Raw genomic sequence first — 21,864 nt, 5'->3', positions numbered from 1 at the left:
CGGGGGCGGGTACCGGCGTCGCCACGCCCGCTGCATCGGCGCCACGAGCCGACCGACCAGGCGGCCGACCCACCGGCCGAGGCGGCTCAGGCCCGCGCGGGCCGCCCGCGACGGCGGGTCCTCGGGCAGCAGCAGGGCACCGACGACGCAGAACACGGCCATCGGCGTCAGCACCCACACCAGCCCCATGCGTACCCCCGGGGGACCTCGTCGTCGAGGGGGAGACGACTCCAGGCTAAGCCGCCGCACGCCCGGTGCACAGGCGTCGCGGGCCCTGACCTCGCCGCGGTCGGGCCGCGTGCCTACTGTGCGTGCATGGGTGCGCGCGGGGTGATCGGGACGGCCGTCGTCGTGGTGGTGCTCGCCGGCGGCGCGTTCGTGGCCGACGGGATCGTCCGGGAACGCACGGAGGCGCGCCTGGCGGAGGACCTCCAGGAGCAGATCCCCGGGCTGGACGCCCCGCCGGACGTCACGATCCGCGGCTTCCCCTTCCTCACGCAGGTGGCCGGGGGCGAGCTCGACCGCGTCGACATCGCCGCCGACGAGGCGGTCCTGGAGGGCCTGGCCCTGCAGGACGTCGTCGTGCGGCTCACCGGCGTCTCCACCGACCAGCCGACGACGGCCCGCACCGCCGAGCTGTCCGCGGTCGCGCCCGTCGACCGGCTCGGCGAGGTCGTCGACCTCCCCGTCGCGCTCACCACGCGGGACGGCGCCCTCCTCGCGGAGGCGGACGTCCTCGGCGTCCCGATCGAGATCACGCTGCTGCCCCGGGCCGCCGGTCGGGAGATCGCCATCGAGGTGCAGGAGATCTCGGCGGGCGGGGGATCGTTCGACCTCAGCGGCCTCCCCGGCCTCGACGGCGCCTTCGACGGTCTTACCATCCCGGTGGACCAGCTCCCGGAGGGCCTGGAGCTCACCGATGTGCGGGTCGAGGGCGAGGGTGTGGTCCTCGAGGCGGCGGGCGAGGACGTGGCGTTCGAGATGGCGACGACGAGCGAGTGAAGGACGGCGGACCATGGCGGCACGGTCGGCGACGACGCACCACGGGGCGCAGCGGGAGCAGTGGTCGGGGCAGCTCGGCTTCGTGCTGGCCGCGGTCGGCTCGGCGATCGGCCTCGGCAACATCTGGCGCTTCCCGGGCGTGGCCTACGAGAACGGCGGCGGCGCGTTCCTCATCCCGTACCTCGTCGCGCTGCTGACGGCGGGCATCCCGGTCCTGCTGCTCGACTACTCGATCGGCCACCGCTTCCGCGGCTCGGCGCCCACGTCGTTCCGGCGGATGAGCCGGCCCGCGGAGACGCTCGGCTGGTTCCAGGTCGGCGTGTCGCTCGTCATCACGCTCTACTACACGGCCGTGGTCGCGTGGGCAGCGAGCTTCATGTGGTTCGCCGCCACCCAGGCCTGGGGCGAGGACCCGGAGGCCTTCTTCTTCGGCGAGTTCCTCCAGGTGGCGGAGAGCCCCGGGGTCGGGCTCGACGTCGTCCCGGGCGTCCTCCTCCCGCTGGTCCTCTGCTGGGTGGTGACGATCGCCATCCTCGCGCTCGGCGTCCGGAAGGGGGTGGAGCGAGCCAACGTCGTCTTCATCCCGACCCTCGTGGCGATGTTCCTCGCGATCGTCGTGCGAGCCCTGACGCTGCCGGGCGCGGTCGACGGCCTCAACGCCTTCTTCACGCCGGACTGGGCGGCGCTGGCCGACCCGGGCGTGTGGATCGCCGCCTACGGCCAGATCTTCTTCTCGCTCTCGATCGCCTTCGGCATCATGATCACGTACTCGTCCTACCTGCGGCGGCGCGCGAACCTCACCTCGACGGGCCTGGTCGTCGGCTTCGGGAACTCCTCGTTCGAGCTCCTGGCCGGCATCGGCGTCTTCAGCGCCCTCGGCTTCATGGCGTTCCAGCAGGGCGTGACCGTGGGCGAGCTGGACACGATCCAGGGCATCGGCCTCGCCTTCGTGGCCTTCCCGCAGATCCTGTCCCTCATGCCCGGCGGGCCGGTCTTCGGGGTCCTGTTCTTCGCGTCCCTCACCCTGGCCGGGCTGACCTCGCTGCTGTCGATCCTGCAGGTGATCTCGGCGGCGTTCCAGGAGAAGTTCGGCTGGTCGCCCCGGCAGGCCGCGCTGCTGGTGGGCGTGCCGGTCGCCGTGGTCTCCACGGTGCTCTTCTCCACGACGACGGCGCTGTTCGTGCTCGACGTGACCGACAAGTACATCAACGAGGTCGGCGTGGTGGGCTCGGCCGTGGTCATGACACTCGTCGTCGGCCTGGCGCTGCGCCGCCTGCGGGAGCTGCAGACGCACCTCAACGCCCGGCCCGGCGTCCACGTGGGCGGGTGGTGGCGACTCCTCGTCGGGCTCGGGGTCCCGCTCGTCCTCGGCTACATCTTCGTCACGGGGGTGGCCTCGCTCCTGGGGGAGCCGTACGAGGGGTACCCCTGGTCGTTCCTCACCACGATCGGATGGGGCGGCGTCGCGTTCGCCGTGGTGGTCGCCCTCCTGATGACCTTCGTGCCCTGGCGCCGGGACGTCGACGACTTCGTCGCCCACGAGCTGCCGGCCCGGGAGCTGTGGGGCCGTCGCTGGTCGAGCGTCCCCAGCGGTGCCGCGCCGCACCACCACGAGGAGGACCGGCGATGACCCCGATCGCGATCACCTTCCTGCTCATCTCCGTGCTGCTCATCTGGGGCGGGCTCGTCGTCAGCATCGTCGTGCTGCGCCGCGACGGCCGGCTGGTCGAGGAGCTCGAGGCCCGCGAGCGCGAGAGCGCGGCCGACGGCGGCGCCGGAGCACCCCGCGCGGGGGACGTCTAGTCCAGAGCGGGGCGTTCGGGACGAGTCCGGCAGGTGGCCGGGGGCGTCGGGCAGGCGTGCGGGCGCCGCCCGGAGCGGCCCGGCTACAGTCGCCCCCATGGCTACCCCGCACATCGGCGCCGAGCCGGGTGAGTTCGCTCCCGACGTCCTGATGCCCGGCGACCCCCGCCGCGCGCAGCGCATCGCGGAGACGGTCCTGACCGACGCCCGGCAGGTGACCGAGGTCCGGGGGATCCTCGGCTACACGGGCACGTTCGACGGCCGCCCGGTCTCCGTGCTGGCGTCCGGGATGGGCATCCCGTCGATCTCGATCTACGCCACGGAGCTGTTCCGCTTCTACGACGTGCAGCGGATCATCCGGATCGGCACGGCGGGGGGCATGGCGCCCCACCTCGACGTCGGCGACGTCGTCATCGCGAGCGCGGCGCACACGGACTCCTCCGTCAGCGCCCACCGCATCCCCGGCATGCACTACAGCCACGCGCCCAGCTTCTCGCTCATGGCGGCGGCGGCCGCGGCCGGCGGGCTGGGGCCGGGCCGGGCGGTGCCGGCCAAGACCAAGGACGTCAAGGTCGAGGCCAAGGAGACCAAGGACGGCGCCGCGCGGCGTCGTCGGCGCACCCGCGGCGGCCAGGTCTACGTGGGGCCCGTGCTCTCCTCGGACGTGTTCTACGCCGACCGTCCCGCGACCATGGACGCGCTGGTCCAGCACGGGACGCTCGCGGTGGAGATGGAGGCGGCCGGCCTGTACGCCGTCGCCGACCAGGAGCATCGCCAGGCCCTGGCGATCTGCACGATCTCCGACCTGCTGTTCAAGGACGTGTCCCTGTCCGCCGCGGAGCGCGAGGTGCTGTTCGACCGCTCCGTCGCCCTCGGGCTCGCGGCCTTCGCGGACGGCTGACGGCGGCGCGCCGGGGCGGGCCCTCTGGCACCACCCGGCCCGGCCTGTCACCCTTGGCCGGATGAGCACACAAGGCAGCTGGGAACGGCGCGGGGGACAGCTCCCCGAGCGGGTGCGGGTCGCGGCCGACCTGGTGGACCCGCGGCCGGGACGCCGCGTGCTCGAGATCGGCTGCGGGTCCGGCGTCATGACGGACGTGCTGTGCCGTCGGGGGGCGCAGGTCGTCGCCATCGACCGGTCGCCGACCGCGGTGGACCGGGCGCGGCACCGCAACGCCGAGCACCTGGCGGCCGGCTACGTGGAGCTGCACGAGACGGCCCTGGCGGACTTCCGGTACGACGGTTCCCGCTTCGACGCGATCGTCGGCGTGGACGTCAACACCTTCTGGACCGGCAACGCCGAGGAGGAGGTCCGCCGGGTGACGGAGCTGCTCGCCCCCGACGGCGTCGTCGTCCTGGTGCACACGCCGCCGGACCGCAGCGGCACCCACCGGGCCGCGTGGCTCGTGCCCGCCGCCCTGCAGGCCGGCGGGCTCGTCGCCGAGACGGAGCACCGCGGCGACCTCATCTGCATCACCGCCCGCCGCGCCACCGCCGCCTGACGCGCGACGCAGCGGGCGGCGGGGGCGTCACTCCCCAGGGGCGGGGCGGGCCTCGTGGTCGCGGCGGCCGTGGGTGCGGTTCTGCTCCTTGAGCTGCGCCTCGTACACGTGCCGGCGGCCCTGCATGAGCCGGTCGCGCGCCTCCTGCTCCCAGTGCCGCCACTTGGACCAGTAGTGGTCGTCGTAGTCCTCGACGACCTGGAACGTCCAGCGGTAGCGCAGGACGTTCTGGCCGAAGAGGTCCTCGCGGATCTGCCGCGCGAGGTCGCCGTGGCCGGCCTCGTCGAGCGCCTCGAGCGCCTCGACGAGGTCGTTGTCCGCCCGGCCGGTCATGCGGTGGACGCCGTAGAGCATCCCGCGCGCCTGCTCGACGACCTCCAGGGCGGCGGTGAGCTTGCCGACCGCCTCGACCGTGGCGTCGTCGACGCCCTCGGGGATGCGGTGGGCCTCGTCGGGGCCGTCGTCGTGGGCGCGCGTCGTCGTGGTGGTGTCGGTCATGCAGTGATCGAACGACGGCGCCGCGGGGTCGGCAACCGGAGACGGGGCCGCACCGTCAGAGGCGGCTCAGGCGGGAGGGCAGGTCCCCGCGCCACCCTGGACGACGACGTCCGTCCCCAGCACGGCGAGGTACCGCCGGTGCCCGCTGCGGTACTCGATCTCCACCGCCTCGTAGCTCGCCTCCCGGGTCGGGTCGACGACCTCGACGTGCCAGACCAGGTGGCTCGGCGCGCCGCCCGGCAGGACCGCGCCGACGAGCGGGCTGCTCCCGGCCCAGGCGTCGGGCAGCGCGCGGGGCGGGTAGCCCTCCGCGGCCCCGATCGCGCTGCGGTCCTCGCCGAAGGGCAGCGCGACCCCCTCGCGCACGACGAGGTTGCTCGCCCGCACCGCGCGTACGTCGGTGACGACGACGTCCCGGCTCGGCTCGGTGACGGGGCCGCCCACGGTGAAGTCGGTGCTGCCCGGGGTGGTGTGCGCGAGGCAGACGCTCCCGCCGGTGGTCTCCCCGCCCAGCAGCGGGCCGTCGTCGTGCACGGCACCGAGCTCCCACACGCCGATCGCGCCGAGCGCCAGCAGCACCCCCACGACGACGCGTGCGGTGCGCCGGTCGTCCTCGGGTCCGTCGTCGGGCTCCGGCGCGACGGGCGCCGCCGGAGGAGCGGACGACGGAGGCACCGCCCGTGCGGTCTCACCGGCCATGCGCCCCGTCCGATCCCCGCCGTGACCGTGCTGCTGCACGGCCGAGGCCGACGCTACGCGCGGCGTACGGGACGCCGGATCCACCGGAAGGACGACACGCGCCGGGTGGACGTCCGCCTGGGGAGGGGGTCGGTCAGTCCCCGGCGAACCACCCGTGCGGTGCGGCGAGCGCGGCGGCCTCGGCCGGTCCCCACGACCCGGGCGCGTACGGCAGCGGGTCGGGGCGGTCGTCCCCGAGGAGCGGCTCGAACGCCCGCCACGCGTGCTCGAGCCCCTCGGGGGTGGTGAACAGGGTCCGGTCGCCCACGAGGACGTCCTGGAGCAGCGACGCGTACGCGGCCAGCGGCTCGCCGCCCTCGACGTCGCCGAGGTCCAGCCGCGCGGTCCCGGCGACGATCTCCAGGTTGGGTCCGGGCTTCTTGATGCTGGTGGTCACCTCGATCGCGCCGTCGCCCTTGAGCGAGAGGCTGATGAGGCCCGGCTCGACCCGGTCGCCGAAGAGCCGCTCCGGGTCCCGGCGCAGGACCAGCGTCACGCGCTGCGCCGACGCCGCCATCCGCTTGCCCGTGCGGAGCAGGAACGGCACGCCCCGCCACCGGTTGTTGTCCACCCACAGGCGCGCGGCGATGAACGTGTCGGTGGTGGAGCCGTCCTCCACGCCCTCGATGTCGCGGTACCCCTCGAACTGGCCCAGGACGACGTCGTCGGTCGGGTCCAGCGGCCGGAAGCACGCGATCGCGTCCTCGCGCGCCTGGACGAGGTTGGCGACGTCCATGCCCTTGGGCGGCTCCATCGCGACCTGCGCCGCGACCTGGAAGAGGTGGCTGACGACCATGTCGAGCGCCGCCCCGGTCGCGTCGTAGAACTCGGCGCGCTGGGCGACGTCGAGGGTCTCGGGCACGTCGATCTGCACCTGCTCCACGTGCCGGGAGTCCCACGCGTTGGCGAAGAGCTCGTTGCCGAACCGCAGGACGTGCAGGTTCTGCACGGCCTCCTTGCCCAGGAAGTGGTCGATCCGGAAGACCTGGGACTCCTCCAGGGCGTCGTGCACGACGGCGTCCAGCCGCCGGAAGGAGTCCGGGTCCGTGCCGTAGGGCTTCTCGAAGACGACGCGGACGGTGTCGGCGCTGCCGTCCGGCCCGCGGGTCAGCCCGTGCCGGTGCAGGTTGCGCGCCAGGGGCTCGAACGCGGCCGGCGGGATCGCGAGGTAGTGCACGACGACGACGTCCGCCGCGTCGCCGTCGGCCGCCTCGGCGAGCACCCCGCGCACGTGCTCGAGCGCGGCCGGGAGCGTGCCCGGGTCCTCGTCCCCGACCTCGGAGCAGAAGACGGTGTGCCGGGTGAGGGCCGCGACGACGGCGTCGTCGGGCTCGTCCGTGCCGTCGTCACCGCCGAACTCCCGCAGCGACTGCGCGACGAGCTGGTGGAACTCCTCGTTCGGCATGTCCTCGCGGCCGGTGCCCAGGAGGGCCCAGTGCTCGGGCAGGAGGCCGCGGCGGTGCAGCGTGGCCAGCGCGGGGTAGACCGAGCGGCGGGCGAGGTCGCCGCGCGCGCCGTGCAGCACGAGCACCAGGGGGTGCGCGGGCGCCTCGGGGGCGGTGGGCTCCGCGGCGGCGAGGTCCGTCCCGCCGGTGGCGCTCGGGTCGCGGTCGTCGTTCCGGTCGGGGTTGCTCGTCATGCGCGTCAGGCCTCCACGGTCGGGTCCGACGTCGACGCTACGGGAGCCGGGTGATCACCGCGCCCCGGGGACCGACGTCCCGTGACAGCGGCCGGGGCCGGTCGCACGATGGGGCCATGCCTCCGCTGGGCACCGCGCCCGCCATCCGCACGGTCGGGCTGGTCAAGGACTACGGCCGCACGCGTGCCCTGCACGGCCTGGACCTCGAGGTGCGCCCCGGGGAGGTGTTCGGGTTCCTCGGCCCCAACGGCGCCGGCAAGTCCACGACCATCCGGCTGCTGCTGGACCTGCTGCGGCCGACCGCCGGCACGGTCGAGGTGCTCGGCCAGGACCCCGTCGTCGGCGGGCCCGCGCTGCGCGCCCGGGTGGGCTACCTGCCCGGCGAGCTCGCGCTGCCGCCGCGGACGACCGCGGGGGAGTACCTGCGGTACCTCGCGGCGCTGCGCGGGGGTCGCGGGGCCGGGCGGATCACCGCGCTGGCCGACCGCTTCGCGCTGGACCTGTCGCGGGACATGCGGGCGCTGTCCCGGGGCAACAAGCAGAAGGTCGGGCTCGTGCAGGCGTTCATGCACACGCCCGAGCTGCTCGTCCTGGACGAGCCCACGAGCGGCCTGGACCCGCTCCTCCAGCACGAGTTCCGCCGCCTGGCGCGCGAGGCCGCCGACGACGGCGCCACGGTCTTCCTCTCCTCGCACGTGCTCCAGGAGGTGGAGCAGGTCGCGGGGCGGGTCGCGATCATCCGCGCCGGGGTGGTCGTGGACGTCGACGACGTCGCGACCCTGCGGCACCGCGCCGGGCAGCGGGTCGTCCTGCGGTTCGCCGAGCCGGTCGACGCCGCGGAGCTCGACGGCGTCCCCGGGATCACGGACGTCGTCGTCGACGGCGCGACGGTGACGTGCCTGCTGCGCGGGGAGCCCACCCCGCTGCTGCAGGTCGCGGCCCGGCACCGGGTGCTGCGCTGGCAGGCCGAGGACCGCGAGCTCGAGGACCTGTTCATGGACTTCTACCGGACGGGCCCCGTCGCCGAGGCCGCCGTGCTCGACCGCCGCGGCGGGACGGCGGGTGCGCGGTGAGCGCCCCGACCGCGGCGCGGCCCCCCGCTCCGACGACGACGGCGCCGGCCGGCACCGTGCTGCGCGGCGTGCTGCGCGCCCAGCGGCGCTCGACCGCGCTGTGGACCCTGGCGCTGTGCGCGGTGGGGTCGATGTACACGGCGTTCTACCCGAGCGTCGGGGGCCCGAAGATGGACGTCATGCTCGAGGCGATGCCGCCCGACCTCGTCACCGCTCTGGGTTTCGACGCCATCGCCACCGGGGCGGGCTACGTGCAGTCGACCGTCTACCAGCTGCTCGGGGCGGTCCTCGTCCTGGTCTGCGCGATCGGCCTCGGCGGGCGGCTCGTCGCCGGCGCCGAGGAGGACGCGGTCCTGGAGCTCGAGGTCACGGCGCCGGTGTCGCGGACCGCCGTCTACCGCGAGCGCCTCGCGTCCCTGTGGCTGGTGCTGCTCGTGCTGCTTCTTGCGCTGACGACTGTCCTCGCCCTGCTCAGCGCGCTCATGGGGATGGACGTCCCGCTCGGTCGGCTGGCGGGGGCGAGCCTCGGGCTCTGGCTGTTCGGGGGTGCGCTGGGCACGCTGGCCCTCGCCGTCGGTGCCGCCACGGGACGCCGGGCCGTCGCGGTGGGGACGGCCGCGGGCGTGGCCGCCCTGTCCTACGTCCTGGCCTACCTCGGGCCGCTCGTCGAGGGGGCCGCGTGGATGGAGCGGCTGTCGCCGTACCACTGGTACATCGGTGGCGACCCGCTGACCGAGGGCGTGGACGTCGGCGGGTACGGGCTGCTCGTCGTGCTCGCGGTGGCGGCGGCCGTGCTCGGGTGGGTGGAGTTCCGGCGGCGCGACGTCATGGTGTGATCCCCGGCGGGGCGCGGTGCCCTAGCGTTCGACCACCGGGTCGACGGTGACCCGGCTGACGTCGCGACGGAGGGCTCATGGGTCGTAGGGCGCACATCCTGGTCTGGACGCTCGGCGCGGCGGTGGGGGCCCTCCTCGTCGGGATCGCGGTCGGCCTCGTCGTCGGCGTGACCTCCGGGCTGGCCGGGCCCCCGCGCGACGGGTGGGAGGACCTCGCGGCGTTCGCCCTGGGCCTCGTCCTCGGTCTGGCCGCCGCCGCCCTGACCTGGTTCGTGCTGTTCTTCGTCCTGGTGGTGCGGCGCTTCGTGCGGGAGGGGCGCCGGGTCGGGGTCGTCCTGTGGTCGCTGCCCCTGCTCGTCGGGGTGCCGCTCGTGGCGTGGCTGCTGCTGGGCCTGACCGGCGCGGTCGTCGGCGGGGAGCTCACGCAGACCACGTTGCTGGTCGCGGTCGTGGCGGCGCTCGTGGTGCCGCCGGCCGTCGTGCTCGTCCGGGAGGGCGGGCCGCAGCCGATCTAGGTCACGCGAGGAGTGACTCACGGGCGGTGTGATTCACACCGACGTGTGAATCACAGGCGTGGAGGTCACCCGACCGGCCCAGGGAATCGATCTACCACCCGTTCGAGACTTCAGTGACACTGCACACGCGCCGATGAGCCTGAGGTCAGGGCGCATCAGGGACGACGCGCCGCGGAGCTCGCAGGAGGTGAGCGTGGTGGTAGCGACGATCGCCGCGACCGGGAGGCCCCGCACGGGTGCGTCCACCATGGTCGTGCACGGTAGGCACCCCCTGCGCGGCTACCCCGTGACATGGCGGATCACGCCCCTCACGGCCCCTGGGGGCGAGTCGATGTTCGTGGTGGAGCGCGCCGACGGGCACCTGTCCGACGAAGCGTGGCAGGTCGCCGAGAAGCAGTCGTCGCTGATGAGCGTCGAGGGCGTGCGCGAGCTCGTCCGGCAGGCGCGCGAGCGCCGGCGCTGACGACTCAGAGCGTCGTGCCCACCGCGGCGAGCGCCGCGGCCTCCTGCCCCTCGGGTGGGGCGCCCGCGGCGTAGCGTTCGAGGGCCGCGGTGTGGAGCGCCAGCGCCAGGTCGCTGCCGGGCCGGTCCAGGACGAGCGTGAGGTTGACGAGCTGGAGGCGACGGGCCGCGAGGAGGTCGCGCAGCAGCGCGTCGTCCAGGGCGGGCCACGGCCGGACCGCGCTGTAGCCGGCTCGGAACGCCGCACAGCGCTCGCCCGTCTCGTCGTCGCGCGAGAGCCGCAGCAGGGAGATCGCCAGGTCCTGCTCCACGTGCCCCCACAGGAGGTCCTGGAAGTCGATCGGGACGAGGCGGGGCTCGTCGCCCTCGGCCGGGACGGTCCGCGGACGGTCGGCGGTCAGCACGTTCGTCTGGGTGAGGTCGCCGTGGAGCACGTGCGCCGGCGTCCCCGAGTCGGCGCGGTCCTCCCAGAGGTCGTCGACGGCGGCCTGCGCCCGCTCGTGCGCGGCGCGGAGCACCGGGGCGAGGCGGCCGGCGGTGTCGAGCAGGTCGGGGACGGCGAAGGCCAGCGCGTCCCGGCCGTCCAGCGCGCCCGGGGGCAGGAGCAGCGCGGACGGCGCCAGGTCGTGCAGCTCGGCGGAGAGGCGGCCGAGGTCCCGGGCCTGGGCGACGGTGCAGGGCCGGGTGACCGGCTCGCCGTCCACCCACGTGAGCAGCATGCACGCGCGCTCCCCGGGCAGCTCGGGCACCTCGACCGTGACCGAGGCGGCGCCGTCGTCGGTCGGCACGACGCGGGGGACGACGGCGCCGCGGGAGGCGAGGTCGTCCAGCAGGGCGCGCTCGGCCGCCGCGGCGCCCGGCCGGTGGACGGTGCGCTGCGGTCCGACGCGCAGGGCGCGGCGACCCCCGGGCGCGTCGACGCGGTACACCGTGTTGTGGGACGTGCTGACCTCCGCGAACGGTGCGTCGCCCAGGCCGTAGGCGTGCAGGGCGGCGCGCGCCGCCGCGTGAGGTCCCCCGGTCATGCCCCGAGGGTAGGCGGCGGTCAGAGCCGGTCGCCGTCGGGGTGGCCGAAGCGCTCGCCGTCCTCCCACGCGGTGCTCGACGTGCCGTACGCCGGGATGCCGCCGGAGCGCTTGAGCAGCGCGGCCATGTGCATGAGGTTCCAGCTCATGAAGGTCACGTTGCGCTGGGTGAAGACGTTCTCGGGACCGCCGGAGCCCTCGTCCGCGTAGGAGGGGCCGGGGCCGGCCTCGCCGACCCAGCCGACGTCGGCCTGCGGCGGGATCGTGTAGCCGATGTGCTGGAGCGAGTACAGGACGTTCATGCCGGCGTGCTTGTAGCCGTCCTCGTTGCCGGTGACGACCAGGCCGCCGACCTTGCCGTAGTAGAGGTACTGGCCGCGGTCGTTCGTCTCGCCGGACAGCGCGTAGAGGCGCTCGATCACCCGGGTGGCGACGCTCGACTTCTCGCCGAGCCACAGCGGGGTGCCCAGGACGAGGATGTCGGCGGCCAGGACGCGCTCGCTCAGCTCGGGCCAGGCGTCGTCGGGGAAGCCGGCCTCGCGCATGTCGGGCTGCACGCCCGGGGCGATGGCGTGGTCGACGGCGCGGATCTGGTCGACCTGGACGCCCGCGCCGCGCATGATCGCGACGGCGTTGTCCATGAGCGCCTGGGTGTTGGACGGCTGCGGGCTCGGGGTGAGCGTGCAGTTGACGAAGAGCGCGCGCAGGTCGGAGTAGTCCGGGGGTGTGGTGGTCATGGTTGCCAGGTGATCAGCGGGCCGGGTGACCCGCAACCGGGGGCGGCTGGGGGCTCAGGTCGGTCTCACCTGATGGCGTCGGTGGGGGTCCGATGGGGGACGATCCTGCGGGAGGTGGCGCGTGACGGCGGTCGAAGGTGTGGGGTCGTGGTTCGGCGAGGTGTGGCGGCAGGTGACCACCCCGCAGCCGCCGCCGGCCGACGCGGTGGTGCTCGGCGCCGTCGTCGTCGTGCTCGTGGTGCTGGCGGTGCCCGTCCTCTGGCACGTCGCGCGGCATGCGCTGACGGTCGTCCACGAGGCGGCGCACGCGCTCGTGGCGGTGCTCACGGGGCGTCGGCTGCAGGGCATCCGCCTGCACTCGGACACCTCCGGGCTCACCGTGTCCGTCGGGCGTCCGCGAGGTCCGGGGATGGTCGCGACCGCGTTCGCGGGGTACCCGGGTCCGGCGGTCCTCGGGCTCGGCGCCGCGTGGCTGCTGTCCCGCGGCTACGCGGTGGGAGTGCTGTGGGCGCTGCTCGTGGTGCTGGTGCTCGTGCTGCTGCAGATCCGGAACGGGTACGGGCTGTGGGTGGTGCTCGTCGGGGGAGTCGTCCTGGTGGCGCTGACGTCCTGGGCGTCGCCGGCGTGGCAGGTCGGGGCGGCGTACGCGGTGACGTGGTTCCTGCTGCTGGGCGCGCCGCGGGCCGTGGTCGAGCTGCAGACGTCGCGCAGGCGGGAGCGGCGACGCGGCCGGCGGGGGGCGTCCGACGCCGACGTCCTCGCCGGGCTCACGCGGGTGCCGGCGCTGGTCTGGGTGGGGCTGTTCCTGCTGGTGTGCGGCGTCGCGGCGGTGCTCGGCGGGCTGTGGATCGTCCGGGCGGCCGGCCTGCTCGTCTAGGTGCCCGCGGTCGCGCGGGCGTCCCGGAACCCGCCGGCGTCGAGGACCGGCACCGACGGGCTGTGGTCCAGCTCGGCCGCGATGTCGACGTCCGCGCCGTGACCGGTCGCGGCGAGCTCGGCCCCGCCGGCGCACGTGCGCAGGCGGGCGGGGAGGTCGGCTCGTGCCTCCGTGAACGCGGCCGCCGCCGCGCGGGCCTCCGGCGAGGCGCTGGTCCACCCGGCGCGCAGGAGGGCCGCGACGACGGCTCCCGCTCCCCAGAGGTCCTCGACGGCCGGGCGCAGCGTGTCACCGGGCCAGCGCTCGCCGGCCGCGACCACGGCGACGGTGCCGCCGTCCACCCCGTGGCGGGTGGTGACCCAGTCGGCGACCGCGGATGCGTTGCGCAGTGCCCCGGCGAGGACCTCCGCGCCGTGGTCGAGGAGGTGCGCCGCGATCGTCGACCCGTTGGGGGAGGGCAGGACGAGGCGGTCGACGCCCGCCGCCGCACGGATGCTCGCCGGCGACAGGGTGAGGTCCCCGGGTCCGGCGGCGCTTCGCCGGACCGCGAGGACGGCGGCGTGCCGCGCCGCGTGGGCGGCGGCGCCGTCGTCCGACCAGCGGTAGGGCAGGACGACGATCCCGTCGTCCACCGCGACCGTCACGGCCGTGGTGAACGACAGGACGTCGACGACGACCGTCGTGGCGGCGTCCTCGCCGATCGCCCGCGCACCGTCCAGGCCCCAGTCCATCCGGACCCGGAACGGCAGCTGCCGGTGCGCCTCGGTCACGGGGCGTCGGCGGCCCGCTCGTCACGCCAGCGGACCCACTGCTCGGTGAGCGCCAGGTCGTAGTCCGGGCCGTTGAGGCCGATGGTGAAGAGGGTGGCCCCGGCGGCGACGAGTGCGTCGGCCACCGCCGCGGGCGGCTCGCTCACGCCGACGGACCGCTCGACCGCCGTCGCGTCCCGGCCGACGGCAGTGCCGTGCTCGTCGAGGATCGCGCTCTTGCGGGTGAGGGTCTCGACGTCCCCGAAGCTGTGCCAGATGTCGGCGTGCTCGGCGACGATGCGCAGCGTCTTCTTCTCCCCGCCGCCGCCGATCATCACCGGGATCTCGCGCGTCGGCGCCGGGTTGCCCGCAGCGAGGCGGGCCTTGATGCGCGGCATCGCTGCGGCGAGGTCCGCGATGCGCGAGCCGGCCGTGCCGAACTCGTAGCCGAACTGGTCGTAGTCCTTCTCGAACCAGCCGGCGCCGATGCCGAGGATCAGCCGACCCCCGGACATGTGGTCGACCGTCCGGGCCATGTCGGCGAGCAGCTCGGGGTTGCGGTACGAGTTGCAGGACACGAGGGCGCCGATCTCGACGCGGCTCGTCTGCTCCGCCCAGGCCCCGAGCATCGTCCAGCACTCGAAGTGCTTGCCGTCCGGGTCGCCGTACAGCGGGAAGAAGTGGTCCCAGTTGAAGATCGCGTCGACGCCCGCGTCCTCGGCGCGCAGGACGGCGTCGCGGATCTGGGCGTAGTCGGCGTGCTGGGGCTGGATCTGGACCGCGATGCGGAGGGGGTGCGTCATGGGCCGACTGTAGGTGGCGGGGCGATCGTGGTCCCGTCCGGGTCCGGCCCTGGGTCCGGTTCGGTCACGGGTCCCTCGGCGCTGACGGGGGCGCTCCGGTCTGCTCGCGCGCTCGTGCCCGGCTCCTGGCCGGGCGAGCGGGTGGCGACGGCCAGGCCTCGCCGGCCGAGCTCGGCGACGCGCAGCCGCCTCGGCCAGCCGTGGACCCGTTCGACCCACTCCTGCGGGACGGCGGAGGCGCCCCATCGGGCACCGGCGAGGGCGCCCGCGATGGCGGCGACCGTGTCCGTGTCCCCGCCGCCGCGGACCGCCCGCTCGAGGGAGCGCCGCAGCCGGTTCCCGGGGGTGGCCGGCGGTCCATCAGGCTCGTCCTGGCCCTCAGGGACCAGCGCGGACCATGCCGCCATGAGCGCCTCGACGACCCAGCCGTTGCGCACGTAGGACGCGGGGTGCCGCTGCTCGGCCTCGTCGAGCCGGGCGGACCAGGTGCCCTGCCGGTCCGGCGGGAGCAGGTCCAGGCCGGCGCGCGCGTCGAGCTCGCCGGTGAGGACGGCGTGGCGGAGGGCGGCGCACCACAGGACGCAGGCGTCGCCCGCGTCGGGGTCGTGGTGCGTGAGCGCGCTGACCGTCCGGGCGGCGTGCGCCATGGCGCGGGCGTCCGACAGGAAGGCGAGGGCGACCGGGGCCGTCCGCATGAGGGAGCCGTTGCCACCCGACCGGCCGCTGCGCTCGTGGTGGGCGGTCGCCGCCGCGGTGAGCCGCGCCGCCGTCGGCTGACCGGGCCGGGCGGCGGCGGAGAGCACCGCGCGCGTCTGGGCGCCGACGTCCTTCGCGCTCCCGGCCCAGGCGACCCACCCGAGGGCGACGTCGTCCAGGAGGTCCAGCAGTGAGCGGTCGAGCGACACGGCGCGCTCGGCCGCCTCGAGGAGCACGACGGCCATCTGCGTGTCGTCGGTCCACTCGCCCGGCGCCCACCCGAACGCCCCGCCACCGACCATGCCCACCGGGGCGTCGTCGGGCAGGGCCGGGCCGAACTCGTACGGCGCTCCCAGGGCGTCGCCGCACGCCATGCCCATGAGGACCCCCGCGGCCCGGTCCGCGCGCGCCGCGTCCCAGGCGAGGACCGGTGCCTGTCGCGGCGGGAGGAGGAACGGCCCGCGCTCGCCGCCGCCGCCGCTGCTGATCACGCCGCCACGACCGTCGTCCATCGCTCCCCCCTCCTGCCTGCTGTCGAGCCATCCTCGCGCGCACCACTGACACGCAGCGGAGGACGTGGCGTGGGTAGGACTCGGCCCCGCGCGATCTCCTGCGGGCGGATGACCGCCGGACCGCCGGGCGGAGGTCGCCGGACTACCGAGTGGGGTCGTCGCCACCCGGCGCGGCGGACACGTCGGGCCGGTCGTGGCGCGGCATCGCCAGCGCTGCGAGCACGAGCGCGGCTGCGACGACGGCGACCGCGGTGAACACGGCCGTGGCGGCGTCGCCGAAGCGCTCCGGCGCGGACGTCGCGTCCGCACCGCGCATGAGGCCGTTGACGAGGGCGCCGAGCACGGCGACGCCGACGGCGCTGCCGATGGCCCGGGAGAACATGTTCGCTCCCGTCACGACGCCGCGCTCGCCCCAGCCGACGCTCGACTGGGCGGCGATCAGGCTCGGCGAGGCGACGAGCCCGAGGCCGAGGCCCATGGCGAAGCAGCACGCCGCGACGACGAGCACCGAGGCCGTCCGGGACGTGACGGCCAGCGCGGTCGCCGCCGTGGCGAGCACCCCGATGCCGATGAGCGCCGTGCTGCGGAACCCGATGCGGAGGTAGATGCGGCCCGAGACCGTCGCGGCGATGGGCCAGCCGAGCGTCAGGGCGGCCAGCGCGAGCCCGGAGACGAGAGGGGTGACGCCGAGCAGCGCCTCGAGGTAGGTCGGCACGTAGGTGGTGACGCCCATGAGGACCACGCCGACGCCCATCGCGATGAGCGCCGTGGCCCGCAGCAGGCGCCGACGCAGCACCCACAGCGGCAGCACCGGCTCCGGCGCGCGTCGCTCGACGAGGACGAAGGCGACGAACGCGGCCGACCCCACTCCGAACGCCGCGAGGCTCTGGGGCGACGTCCACGCCCACGCCTGCCCGCCCTCGAGCAGGGCCAGCAGGAGCAGGCTCACCGACACGGTGAGCAGCAGCCCGCCGGTCCAGTCGATGCGGTGGGTCCGCCGCTCCACGGTCTCGTCCAGGAACCGGAGGAGGAGCACCGCGGCGGCCAGGCACAGCGGCAGGTTGACCAGGAAGATCCAGTGCCACGTCAGGAACTGGGCGAAGGCGCCGCCGAGCGTGGGGCCGACGACGGCCGAGACGCCCCAGACGCTGGCGAGGTACCCCTGGACCTTGGCGCGCTCGGCGACGCTGTAGATGTCCCCGGCGATCGTGATCGCCATCGGCTGGACGGCCCCGGCGCCGAGGCCCTGGAGCGCCCGGAACGCGATGAGGGCGGGCATGGACCAGGCGAACGCGCAGAGCAGGGAGCCGAGTGCGAACAGGCCGATGCCGATGAGGATGATCGGCTTGCGGCCGACCGTGTCCGCGAGCTTGGCGTAGATGGGGACGGACACCGCCTGCGTGAGCAGGTAGATCGAGAAGAGCCAGGGGAAGCTCGAGAACCCGCCCAGGTCCGCGACGATCGTCGGGACGGCCGTCGCGAGGATCGTCGCGTCGATGGCGATGAGCCCGGTGGTGACCATGAGCGCGGCGAGGATGCGGCCCCGCTCGGACCGGAAGCCGACGGCGGCGGTCCCGCCCTGCGTCGCGTGGTCCGTGGGCACGTGGCTCCTCGCTCGTCGGTGGACGTCGGAGCAACCGTCACCTCCCGCCCGGCATTCCGCGAGCCGTGCCGCCCGCTCATCCGGCGAGCGGGTCGCTCCCGTCCCAGGGCTGGGAGTCCACGCCGTGCACCGTCCACCCGGCGTCGGTCCACTCCATGCCCATGCTGAGGAGCTGACGACGCTGGGTGACGACCTCGACGTGCGGTACCGGTCCGTCGCTCGTCCGGACCACGAGCTGCTCCATGCCCGCCACCACGACGCGGTACGGGTAGGCCTCCGTCGGTTCCTGCGACGACACCGGCCAGATCGTCGTCAGCACCTCCAGCCCGGTGCCGAGCGGGGTGGCCTCGGCGGTGTCCGCGACCGAGGCGCAGAAGGCGCACCCGGGCCCGGACAGGGCCCGGACCGTGCTGCCGTCGCCGGTCTGCAGCGCCGCGCTCCAGGCGCCGGTGAACACGGCGGCGGTGACCTCGGCACCGGTGACGGACGGGTCCGCCCGGATCCCGAGGGCGGCGTCCGACCCGAGCCCGGTGACGTCGATCCCGGCACCGAGGGCCGGGTCGACAGGACCGGCAGGATCCGCCGGAGGCGTCCCCTCGTCCGTCGCGGCACCCGGCGCGGGACCGGGCGCGACCGGGTCCGGACCGGACGACGACGCCTCGGCTGCGGTGGTGCTCTCGGGGGCGGCCGGGCCTTCCGAGCGCTCGTCGGGTGTCGAGGTGGCCGCCGGTCGCGAGCCGGCGTCGGGAGGGGCCGCGCAGGCGGCGAGGGGAAGGAGCAGGACGGCGGTGAGCGCGGCGGTCGCGCGGAGTCGGATCACGTCGACACCTGACCAGCCCCGGTCCGGGGCCGGGTCCCGGGACCGTCGCGGCTGTGGACGGTCCGGCGCGCGGGCACGTGGGGAGCGGGTCGCGGAGTCGTCACCGCGCGGGCACCGGCCGTTCACCGCCCTGCCCCCGGATGATCATCGGGCGCTCCTAGGTTCGCGGACAGCCCGCACCGCCCGACCCGAGGAGCACCCCATGCGCCCCACCCGACCCGCGCGCCGCGGCGCCGTCGTCGTCGCGGCCCTCGCCGTGACCGCCGCCCTGCCAGCGGCACTGCCCGCGGCCGCCGTCGTCGACGAGCCCGTCACCCTCTCCGCGCCCGGCGCCGCTGTGGGGCTGAGCCCGATCGGCACCCACGAGACGGGTGTGTTCGACGAGAGCGCCGCGGAGATCGTGGCCTTCCACGCACGCTCGCAGCGGGTCTTCACGGTCAACGCGGACGCCGGCGCCGTCGACGTCCTCGACGTCTCCGACCCGACGTCGCCCACGAAGGTCGCGGCCTTCGTGGCCGAGGGGGCGGTGAGCGGGGACGGCTCGGTGGTGCCCGCCGGCGCCTCGGCCAACTCGCTGTCGGTCCGCGAGGACGGCCTGGGCGTCGTCGCGGTCCAGAGCCCGGTGAAGACCGACGACGGGTGGCTCGTCTTCTTCGACGCGACGGCGACGGCCCCGGTGCCGCTCGGTGCGGTCCGGGTGGGCGCGCTCCCCGACATGGTCTCCCTGTCCGCCGACGGGCGCTGGGCCGTCGTGGCGAACGAGGGCGAGCCCGCCGAGGACTTCAGCGTCGACCCCGAGGGCTCGGTCGGCGTCGTCGCGCTGCCGCGGACCGTCGCCGTCCCCGCCCAGGACGCCGTCCGGATCGCCGACTTCCACGCGTTCGAGGCGGAGGGTGCGCTCCCGGAGGGCGTCCGGGTCTTCGGGCCGATCCTCGACGAGGAGCGCCGCGTCTCCACCAACCTCGAGCCGGAGTACGTCACCGTGTCCGGGGCGACCGCGTACGTGTCGCTGCAGGAGGCGAACGCGATCGCCGTCGTCGACCTCCCGAGCGCGACCGTCACGCGCCTCCTGCCGCTGGGGTGGAAGGACCACGGCGCGGACGGCGCGGGTCTCGACCCCTCCGACCGGGACGGCCGCATCGACATCCGGACCGTCGAGGGTCTGCGCGGCCTGTACATGCCGGACACGGTCGAGGCGTTCACCTCCCGCGGCACGACCTACCTGGTCACGGCGAACGAGGGCGACGCGCGGGAGTGGGGCGACTACGTCGAGGGCGCCCGGGTCGGCGCGCTCGGTCGCAACGGCCTCCCGCCGGTCTGCGTGGACAGCCCGCTCGCCGGTCTGACGGGGAACGCGGACCTCGGCCGCCTCAACGTCACCCTCGAGGACGGCCTGCGCGCCGACGGGTCCTGCTACGAGAACCTCTACTCCTTCGGTGCGCGGTCCTTCGCGATCTGGACGACGGACGGCGAGCTGGTGTTCGACTCGGGGGACCAGCTGGAGCAGATCACGGCCCAGGCCGTGCCGGGGGCCTTCAACTCCACCCACTCGGCGACCAACCTCGAGGGGCGCAGCGACGACAAGGGGCCGGAGCCCGAGGGCCTGACGATCGGCGAGGTCCGCGGACGGACCTACGCGTTCGTGGGGTTCGAGCGGGTCGGCGGGGTGGTCGTCTACGACGTCACGGTGCCGAGCCGCGCCTCCTTCGTCACGTACGTCAACAACCGCGACTTCTCGGTCTCGGTCGAGGACGACGGCGTCGCGTCGCTCGGCGCGGCCGGTGACCTGGGTCCGGAGGGACTCACGTTCGTGCCGCAGCACCGGTCGCCGTCCGGCTCGCCGCTGCTCGTCGTCGGCAGCGAGGTGTCCGGGACGACGACGCTCTTCGAGGTCACCTCGCTGACGGGCCCGTCGGTGGACCGGCGCCCGGGCGGCGGCACGCGCTGACGTCGCCGTCGATGCCGGCGTGACGTCAGGGTGGTGGGACCACTCGGACGGCACCCGGTGCTCGACGTGTCGGCCACGGCGACCCGCGGCCCCCGGAGGACTCAGAGCCTCCGGGGGTCGCGGATGACGTCCTCGTCCACGTCGGCCCGGCGGGGCACGAGGACGAAGCCGTCGTCACTGCCGGGGTCGTAGTCGACGACGAGCCCGGCGGCGTCCAGGCTCTGCCGCCACGCCGCGTGCCGGGTGACGTCGCCGTCGGAGACCCAGTGGCCGGAGCGGCGCCACTCCTCGACGCGGAGCATCGCCAGGTGGACGGACCACTGGTGCTGCTCGAGCACGTCCCAGGGGACCAGTGCGCTGCGGGCGGTGCGCTCACGCACGACGTGCGTGTGGACGAAGAGCTCCCACAGCTCGCGCGTGGTCTGGACGTTGTAGCGGCGCTCGTACTCCTGCCGTACCCACTCGATCGACCGGCCCTGGTCGATCCATCGGGTCGCCTCGGCGACGTCCCGGACGGCGTCGAGCGACGGCTCGGCGTGGTGCTGATCCACGGTGACTCTCCTCCTGGCCGGTCGCCGCGCGCCCCCCGCGCGGTCGCCCTGGCCTGGGAGGACCTTAGGGGTCAGCACCGACACGGCCCCGCGGCAGTCCACAGCATGATCACGCCCGGTGGCCGGCCGCCCCGCGCCCACCGGTCCCGGGCAGCGCCTCGCGCAGCCCCGACGCGCGGCGGACGGGGCGGCCGACGGCGACGCGGATCGCCTCCTCCGTCCCGACGACCCGCACGTGCTGCTGCGCCCGCGTGACCGCGGTGTAGAGCAGCTCGCGGGTGAGCAGCGGGGACGTGGCGGGCGGGAGGACCACGGAGACGCGGCGGAACTGGCTGCCCTGGCCCCGGTGGACCGTCATCGCGTGCACGGCCTGCACGGCGGGAAGCCGGTGCGGACGGACCAGCCGGGGGGTGTCGGGGTCGCCGAACGCGACGGTGCGTCCCCCGGCGCCGTCGTCGACGACGACCCCGGTGTCCCCGTTGGACAGGCCGGTGTCGCGGTCGTTCGCCGTGACCAGCAGCGGCGTCCCGAGCGGCCACGGACCGGCGAGGTCCGCCTCGACCGCACCGGCGACCCACCGCTCCGCCCGGTCGGCCCACGTGCTGACGCCCGCGGGGCCGCGGCGGTGGGCGACCAGCAGCCGATGTCCCTCCAGGGCTCGCAGCGCACCGGCGGCGTCGCCGGCGCGGGCGGCCTCCACGAGGGCCGTGCCGGTGGCCACGACGTCGGCCCGGACGCCGGCGACGTCGCCGTCGGTGAGGTGGTCGTGGGGGTGCCCCGGACCGGCCGGCTCGACCAGCTCGACACCGGCCGTGCCGCTGCGCAGGACGGCCAGGGTGGCGTCGGCGTCGCCGCGGCGGATCGCGTCCGCGAGCTCGGCGAGCGCGCCGTCGTACCGGTGCGGCCGCGTGAGCCGCACGACGCCGTTGCGGAGCGCGCGGACGTCGTCGGGGTGGGTCGGGACGTCGTCGGGCACGACGGTGGCGAGGCGGTCGGGCAGGTTGCCGGGGGCGTCCGGTGCGGGGGGCCGGGCGACGAGGTCGCCCAGGACGGCGCCGGCCTCGACGGAGGCGAGCTGGTCCGGGTCGCCGACGAGCACGAGGCGCGCCTGCGGACGCAGGGCCTCCAGGAGCCGGGCCATGAGCGGCAGCGACACCATGGAGGTCTCGTCGACGACGACGACGTCGTGCGGGAGCCGGTGCGAGCGGTCGTGCCGGAAGCGTGTGGCGGACCGCCAGCCCAGCAGGCGGTGGACGGTGCTCGCCGTGAGGTCCCCGAGGCGTTCCTGGTCCGCCGCCGACAGGGTCCGCACGACGGCGTGGACCGACTCCTGCAGGCGCGCCGCCGCCTTGCCGGTCGGGGCGGCGAGCGCGATCCGCAGCCCGCCGCCGGCCACGTCCTGCAGAGCCGCGAGCAGCGTCGCGACGGTGGTGGTCTTGCCGGTGCCGGGTCCGCCGGTGAGGACCGTGACCCGG

The 21,864-nt window shown here is 75.2% G+C and carries 24 protein-coding genes; 11 read left to right on the top strand and 13 right to left on the bottom strand.

Annotated features, from left to right (window positions below):
* Window positions 1-189, bottom strand: a 189-nt coding sequence (locus N866_RS04150) for a hypothetical protein (RefSeq protein ID WP_034223027.1), incomplete at its 3' end; no start/stop codon positions are given.
* Window positions 190-315: 126 nt separating this feature from the next.
* Between N866_RS04150 and N866_RS04145 the strand changes: the two genes are divergently transcribed.
* The 5 genes from N866_RS04145 to N866_RS19725 all read left to right on the top strand — a co-directional run bounded on the left by N866_RS04145 (window position 316) and on the right by N866_RS19725 (window position 4,307).
* Window positions 316-1,002 (top strand): LmeA family phospholipid-binding protein, encoded by a 687-nt coding sequence (locus N866_RS04145; RefSeq protein ID WP_034223024.1) that lies wholly within the window; start codon window positions 316-318, stop codon window positions 1,000-1,002.
* 13 nt (window positions 1,003-1,015) lie between these two features.
* Window positions 1,016-2,632: a sodium-dependent transporter gene (locus N866_RS04140; RefSeq protein ID WP_081802307.1), complete on the top strand. Its 1,617-nt coding sequence runs from the start codon at window positions 1,016-1,018 to the stop codon at window positions 2,630-2,632.
* Window positions 2,629-2,805: a MetS family NSS transporter small subunit gene (locus N866_RS21275; protein WP_162177288.1), complete on the top strand. Its 177-nt coding sequence runs from the start codon at window positions 2,629-2,631 to the stop codon at window positions 2,803-2,805. Before N866_RS04140 ends, N866_RS21275 begins: the two co-directional genes overlap by 4 nt.
* A 97-nt stretch (window positions 2,806-2,902) precedes the next feature.
* On the top strand, window positions 2,903-3,706 hold the full coding sequence (locus tag N866_RS04135) for a purine-nucleoside phosphorylase (protein WP_034223020.1): 804 nt from the start codon (window positions 2,903-2,905) through the stop codon (window positions 3,704-3,706).
* Between the two features lie 61 nt (window positions 3,707-3,767).
* Window positions 3,768-4,307 carry a class I SAM-dependent methyltransferase gene (locus N866_RS19725; RefSeq protein WP_081802306.1) on the top strand — a complete coding sequence of 180 codons (540 nt, stop codon included), beginning with the start codon at window positions 3,768-3,770 and terminating at the stop codon, window positions 4,305-4,307.
* A gap of 27 nt (window positions 4,308-4,334) precedes the next feature.
* Here N866_RS19725 and N866_RS04125 read toward each other — a convergent pair whose 3' ends face one another.
* The 3 genes from N866_RS04125 to N866_RS04115 all read right to left on the bottom strand — a co-directional run bounded on the left by N866_RS04125 (window position 4,335) and on the right by N866_RS04115 (window position 7,182).
* Window positions 4,335-4,805, bottom strand: a complete 471-nt coding sequence (locus N866_RS04125) for a hypothetical protein (protein WP_052022362.1) — start codon at window positions 4,803-4,805, stop codon at window positions 4,335-4,337.
* Between the two features lie 66 nt (window positions 4,806-4,871).
* Window positions 4,872-5,504 (bottom strand): hypothetical protein, encoded by a 633-nt coding sequence (locus N866_RS04120; protein ID WP_034223017.1) that lies wholly within the window; start codon window positions 5,502-5,504, stop codon window positions 4,872-4,874.
* 133 nt (window positions 5,505-5,637) lie between these two features.
* Window positions 5,638-7,182, bottom strand: a complete 1,545-nt coding sequence (locus tag N866_RS04115) for a glucose-6-phosphate dehydrogenase (protein ID WP_081802305.1) — start codon at window positions 7,180-7,182, stop codon at window positions 5,638-5,640.
* Between the two features lie 116 nt (window positions 7,183-7,298).
* Here N866_RS04115 and N866_RS04110 point away from each other — a divergent pair, with 116 nt between their 5' ends.
* The 4 genes from N866_RS04110 (at window position 7,299) to N866_RS04095 (ending at window position 10,069) form a co-directional block, all read left to right on the top strand.
* Window positions 7,299-8,255 carry an ABC transporter ATP-binding protein gene (locus tag N866_RS04110; RefSeq protein WP_052022361.1) on the top strand — a complete coding sequence of 319 codons (957 nt, stop codon included), beginning with the start codon at window positions 7,299-7,301 and terminating at the stop codon, window positions 8,253-8,255.
* Entirely contained in the window at window positions 8,252-9,091 is an 840-nt protein-coding gene (locus N866_RS04105) for an ABC transporter permease subunit (RefSeq protein WP_034223014.1), read from the top strand. The genes N866_RS04110 and N866_RS04105 overlap by 4 nt, the downstream gene beginning before the upstream one ends.
* 77 nt (window positions 9,092-9,168) lie before the next feature.
* Window positions 9,169-9,606, top strand: coding sequence for a hypothetical protein (locus tag N866_RS04100; RefSeq protein ID WP_034223011.1), 438 nt, complete (start codon window positions 9,169-9,171; stop codon window positions 9,604-9,606).
* A 193-nt stretch (window positions 9,607-9,799) separates the two neighbouring features.
* The gene (locus N866_RS04095) at window positions 9,800-10,069 is read left to right on the top strand and encodes a hypothetical protein (RefSeq protein WP_155855194.1); all 270 of its coding nucleotides are present in this window, start codon (window positions 9,800-9,802) and stop codon (window positions 10,067-10,069) included.
* Between the two features lie 4 nt (window positions 10,070-10,073).
* On the opposite strand, the gene N866_RS04090 is transcribed toward N866_RS04095, so the two are convergent.
* The gene (locus N866_RS04090) at window positions 10,074-11,093 is read right to left on the bottom strand and encodes a phosphotransferase enzyme family protein (RefSeq protein WP_034223006.1); all 1,020 of its coding nucleotides are present in this window, start codon (window positions 11,091-11,093) and stop codon (window positions 10,074-10,076) included.
* 20 nt (window positions 11,094-11,113) lie between these two features.
* The gene (locus tag N866_RS04085; RefSeq protein WP_034223004.1) at window positions 11,114-11,830 is read right to left on the bottom strand and encodes a flavodoxin family protein; all 717 of its coding nucleotides are present in this window, start codon (window positions 11,828-11,830) and stop codon (window positions 11,114-11,116) included.
* Between the two features lie 121 nt (window positions 11,831-11,951).
* Here N866_RS04085 and N866_RS04080 point away from each other — a divergent pair, with 121 nt between their 5' ends.
* The gene (locus N866_RS04080) at window positions 11,952-12,707 is read left to right on the top strand and encodes a M50 family metallopeptidase (RefSeq protein WP_245612354.1); all 756 of its coding nucleotides are present in this window, start codon (window positions 11,952-11,954) and stop codon (window positions 12,705-12,707) included.
* Here the strand turns inward: N866_RS04080 and N866_RS04075 are convergent.
* The 5 genes from N866_RS04075 to N866_RS04055 form a co-directional block, all read right to left on the bottom strand.
* The gene (locus N866_RS04075; RefSeq protein ID WP_034223001.1) at window positions 12,704-13,477 is read right to left on the bottom strand and encodes a 2-phosphosulfolactate phosphatase; all 774 of its coding nucleotides are present in this window, start codon (window positions 13,475-13,477) and stop codon (window positions 12,704-12,706) included. The two genes, N866_RS04080 and N866_RS04075, sit on opposite strands and share 4 nt — an antisense overlap.
* On the bottom strand, window positions 13,474-14,259 hold the full coding sequence (locus N866_RS04070) for an LLM class F420-dependent oxidoreductase (RefSeq protein WP_034222998.1): 786 nt from the start codon (window positions 14,257-14,259) through the stop codon (window positions 13,474-13,476). Before N866_RS04070 ends, N866_RS04075 begins: the two co-directional genes overlap by 4 nt.
* Window positions 14,256-15,467 (bottom strand): ADP-ribosylglycohydrolase family protein, encoded by a 1,212-nt coding sequence (locus tag N866_RS04065; protein WP_081802304.1) that lies wholly within the window; start codon window positions 15,465-15,467, stop codon window positions 14,256-14,258. The genes N866_RS04070 and N866_RS04065 overlap by 4 nt, the downstream gene beginning before the upstream one ends.
* Before the next feature lie 142 nt (window positions 15,468-15,609).
* Window positions 15,610-16,989, bottom strand: coding sequence for an MFS transporter (locus N866_RS04060; protein WP_081802308.1), 1,380 nt, complete (start codon window positions 16,987-16,989; stop codon window positions 15,610-15,612).
* A 157-nt stretch (window positions 16,990-17,146) separates the two neighbouring features.
* Window positions 17,147-17,890 (bottom strand): hypothetical protein, encoded by a 744-nt coding sequence (locus N866_RS04055; RefSeq protein WP_034222992.1) that lies wholly within the window; start codon window positions 17,888-17,890, stop codon window positions 17,147-17,149.
* Window positions 17,891-18,092: 202 nt separating this feature from the next.
* Here N866_RS04055 and N866_RS04050 point away from each other — a divergent pair, with 202 nt between their 5' ends.
* On the top strand, window positions 18,093-19,838 hold the full coding sequence (locus tag N866_RS04050) for a choice-of-anchor I family protein (protein WP_052022360.1): 1,746 nt from the start codon (window positions 18,093-18,095) through the stop codon (window positions 19,836-19,838).
* 101 nt (window positions 19,839-19,939) lie between these two features.
* Here the strand turns inward: N866_RS04050 and N866_RS04045 are convergent, their stop codons facing one another.
* Together N866_RS04045 and recD are read right to left on the bottom strand one after the other, a co-directional pair.
* A complete protein-coding gene (locus tag N866_RS04045) occupies window positions 19,940-20,389 on the bottom strand; it encodes a hypothetical protein (protein ID WP_052022359.1) in 450 nt (149 codons plus the stop codon).
* A gap of 109 nt (window positions 20,390-20,498) precedes the next feature.
* A partial coding sequence (gene recD, locus N866_RS04040; RefSeq protein ID WP_052022358.1) for an exodeoxyribonuclease V subunit alpha occupies window positions 20,499-21,864 on the bottom strand: 1,366 nt, incomplete at its 5' end.

This window comes from Actinotalea ferrariae CF5-4 (assembly GCF_000603945.1).
Taxonomy (GTDB): domain Bacteria; phylum Actinomycetota; class Actinomycetes; order Actinomycetales; family Cellulomonadaceae; genus Actinotalea; species Actinotalea ferrariae.
The sequence above is the reverse complement of the archived record's forward strand: the minus strand, read 5'-3'. Positions and strand labels throughout refer to the sequence as shown.

Excerpts from the sequence above, each read along its gene's own strand:
- N866_RS04085 (WP_034223004.1), bottom strand. The coding sequence starts at position 11,830 with ATGACCACCACACCCCCGGACTACTCCGACCTGCGCGCGCTCTTCGTC.
- N866_RS04060 (WP_081802308.1), bottom strand. The coding sequence starts at position 16,989 with ATGGTCACCACCGGGCTCATCGCCATCGACGCGACGATCCTCGCGACG.
- N866_RS04065 (WP_081802304.1), bottom strand. The coding sequence starts at position 15,467 with ATGGACGACGGTCGTGGCGGCGTGATCAGCAGCGGCGGCGGCGGCGAG.
- N866_RS04100 (WP_034223011.1), top strand. The coding sequence starts at position 9,169 with ATGGGTCGTAGGGCGCACATCCTGGTCTGGACGCTCGGCGCGGCGGTG.
- N866_RS21275 (WP_162177288.1), top strand. The coding sequence starts at position 2,629 with ATGACCCCGATCGCGATCACCTTCCTGCTCATCTCCGTGCTGCTCATC.
- N866_RS04125 (WP_052022362.1), bottom strand. The coding sequence starts at position 4,805 with ATGACCGACACCACCACGACGACGCGCGCCCACGACGACGGCCCCGAC.
- N866_RS04115 (WP_081802305.1), bottom strand. The coding sequence starts at position 7,182 with ATGACGAGCAACCCCGACCGGAACGACGACCGCGACCCGAGCGCCACC.
- N866_RS04090 (WP_034223006.1), bottom strand. The coding sequence starts at position 11,093 with ATGACCGGGGGACCTCACGCGGCGGCGCGCGCCGCCCTGCACGCCTAC.
- N866_RS04145 (WP_034223024.1), top strand. The coding sequence starts at position 316 with ATGGGTGCGCGCGGGGTGATCGGGACGGCCGTCGTCGTGGTGGTGCTC.
- N866_RS04050 (WP_052022360.1), top strand. The coding sequence starts at position 18,093 with ATGCGCCCCACCCGACCCGCGCGCCGCGGCGCCGTCGTCGTCGCGGCC.
- N866_RS04110 (WP_052022361.1), top strand. The coding sequence starts at position 7,299 with ATGCCTCCGCTGGGCACCGCGCCCGCCATCCGCACGGTCGGGCTGGTC.
- N866_RS19725 (WP_081802306.1), top strand. The coding sequence starts at position 3,768 with ATGAGCACACAAGGCAGCTGGGAACGGCGCGGGGGACAGCTCCCCGAG.
- N866_RS04120 (WP_034223017.1), bottom strand. The coding sequence starts at position 5,504 with ATGGCCGGTGAGACCGCACGGGCGGTGCCTCCGTCGTCCGCTCCTCCG.
- N866_RS04135 (WP_034223020.1), top strand. The coding sequence starts at position 2,903 with ATGGCTACCCCGCACATCGGCGCCGAGCCGGGTGAGTTCGCTCCCGAC.
- N866_RS04070 (WP_034222998.1), bottom strand. The coding sequence starts at position 14,259 with ATGACGCACCCCCTCCGCATCGCGGTCCAGATCCAGCCCCAGCACGCC.
- N866_RS04140 (WP_081802307.1), top strand. The coding sequence starts at position 1,016 with ATGGCGGCACGGTCGGCGACGACGCACCACGGGGCGCAGCGGGAGCAG.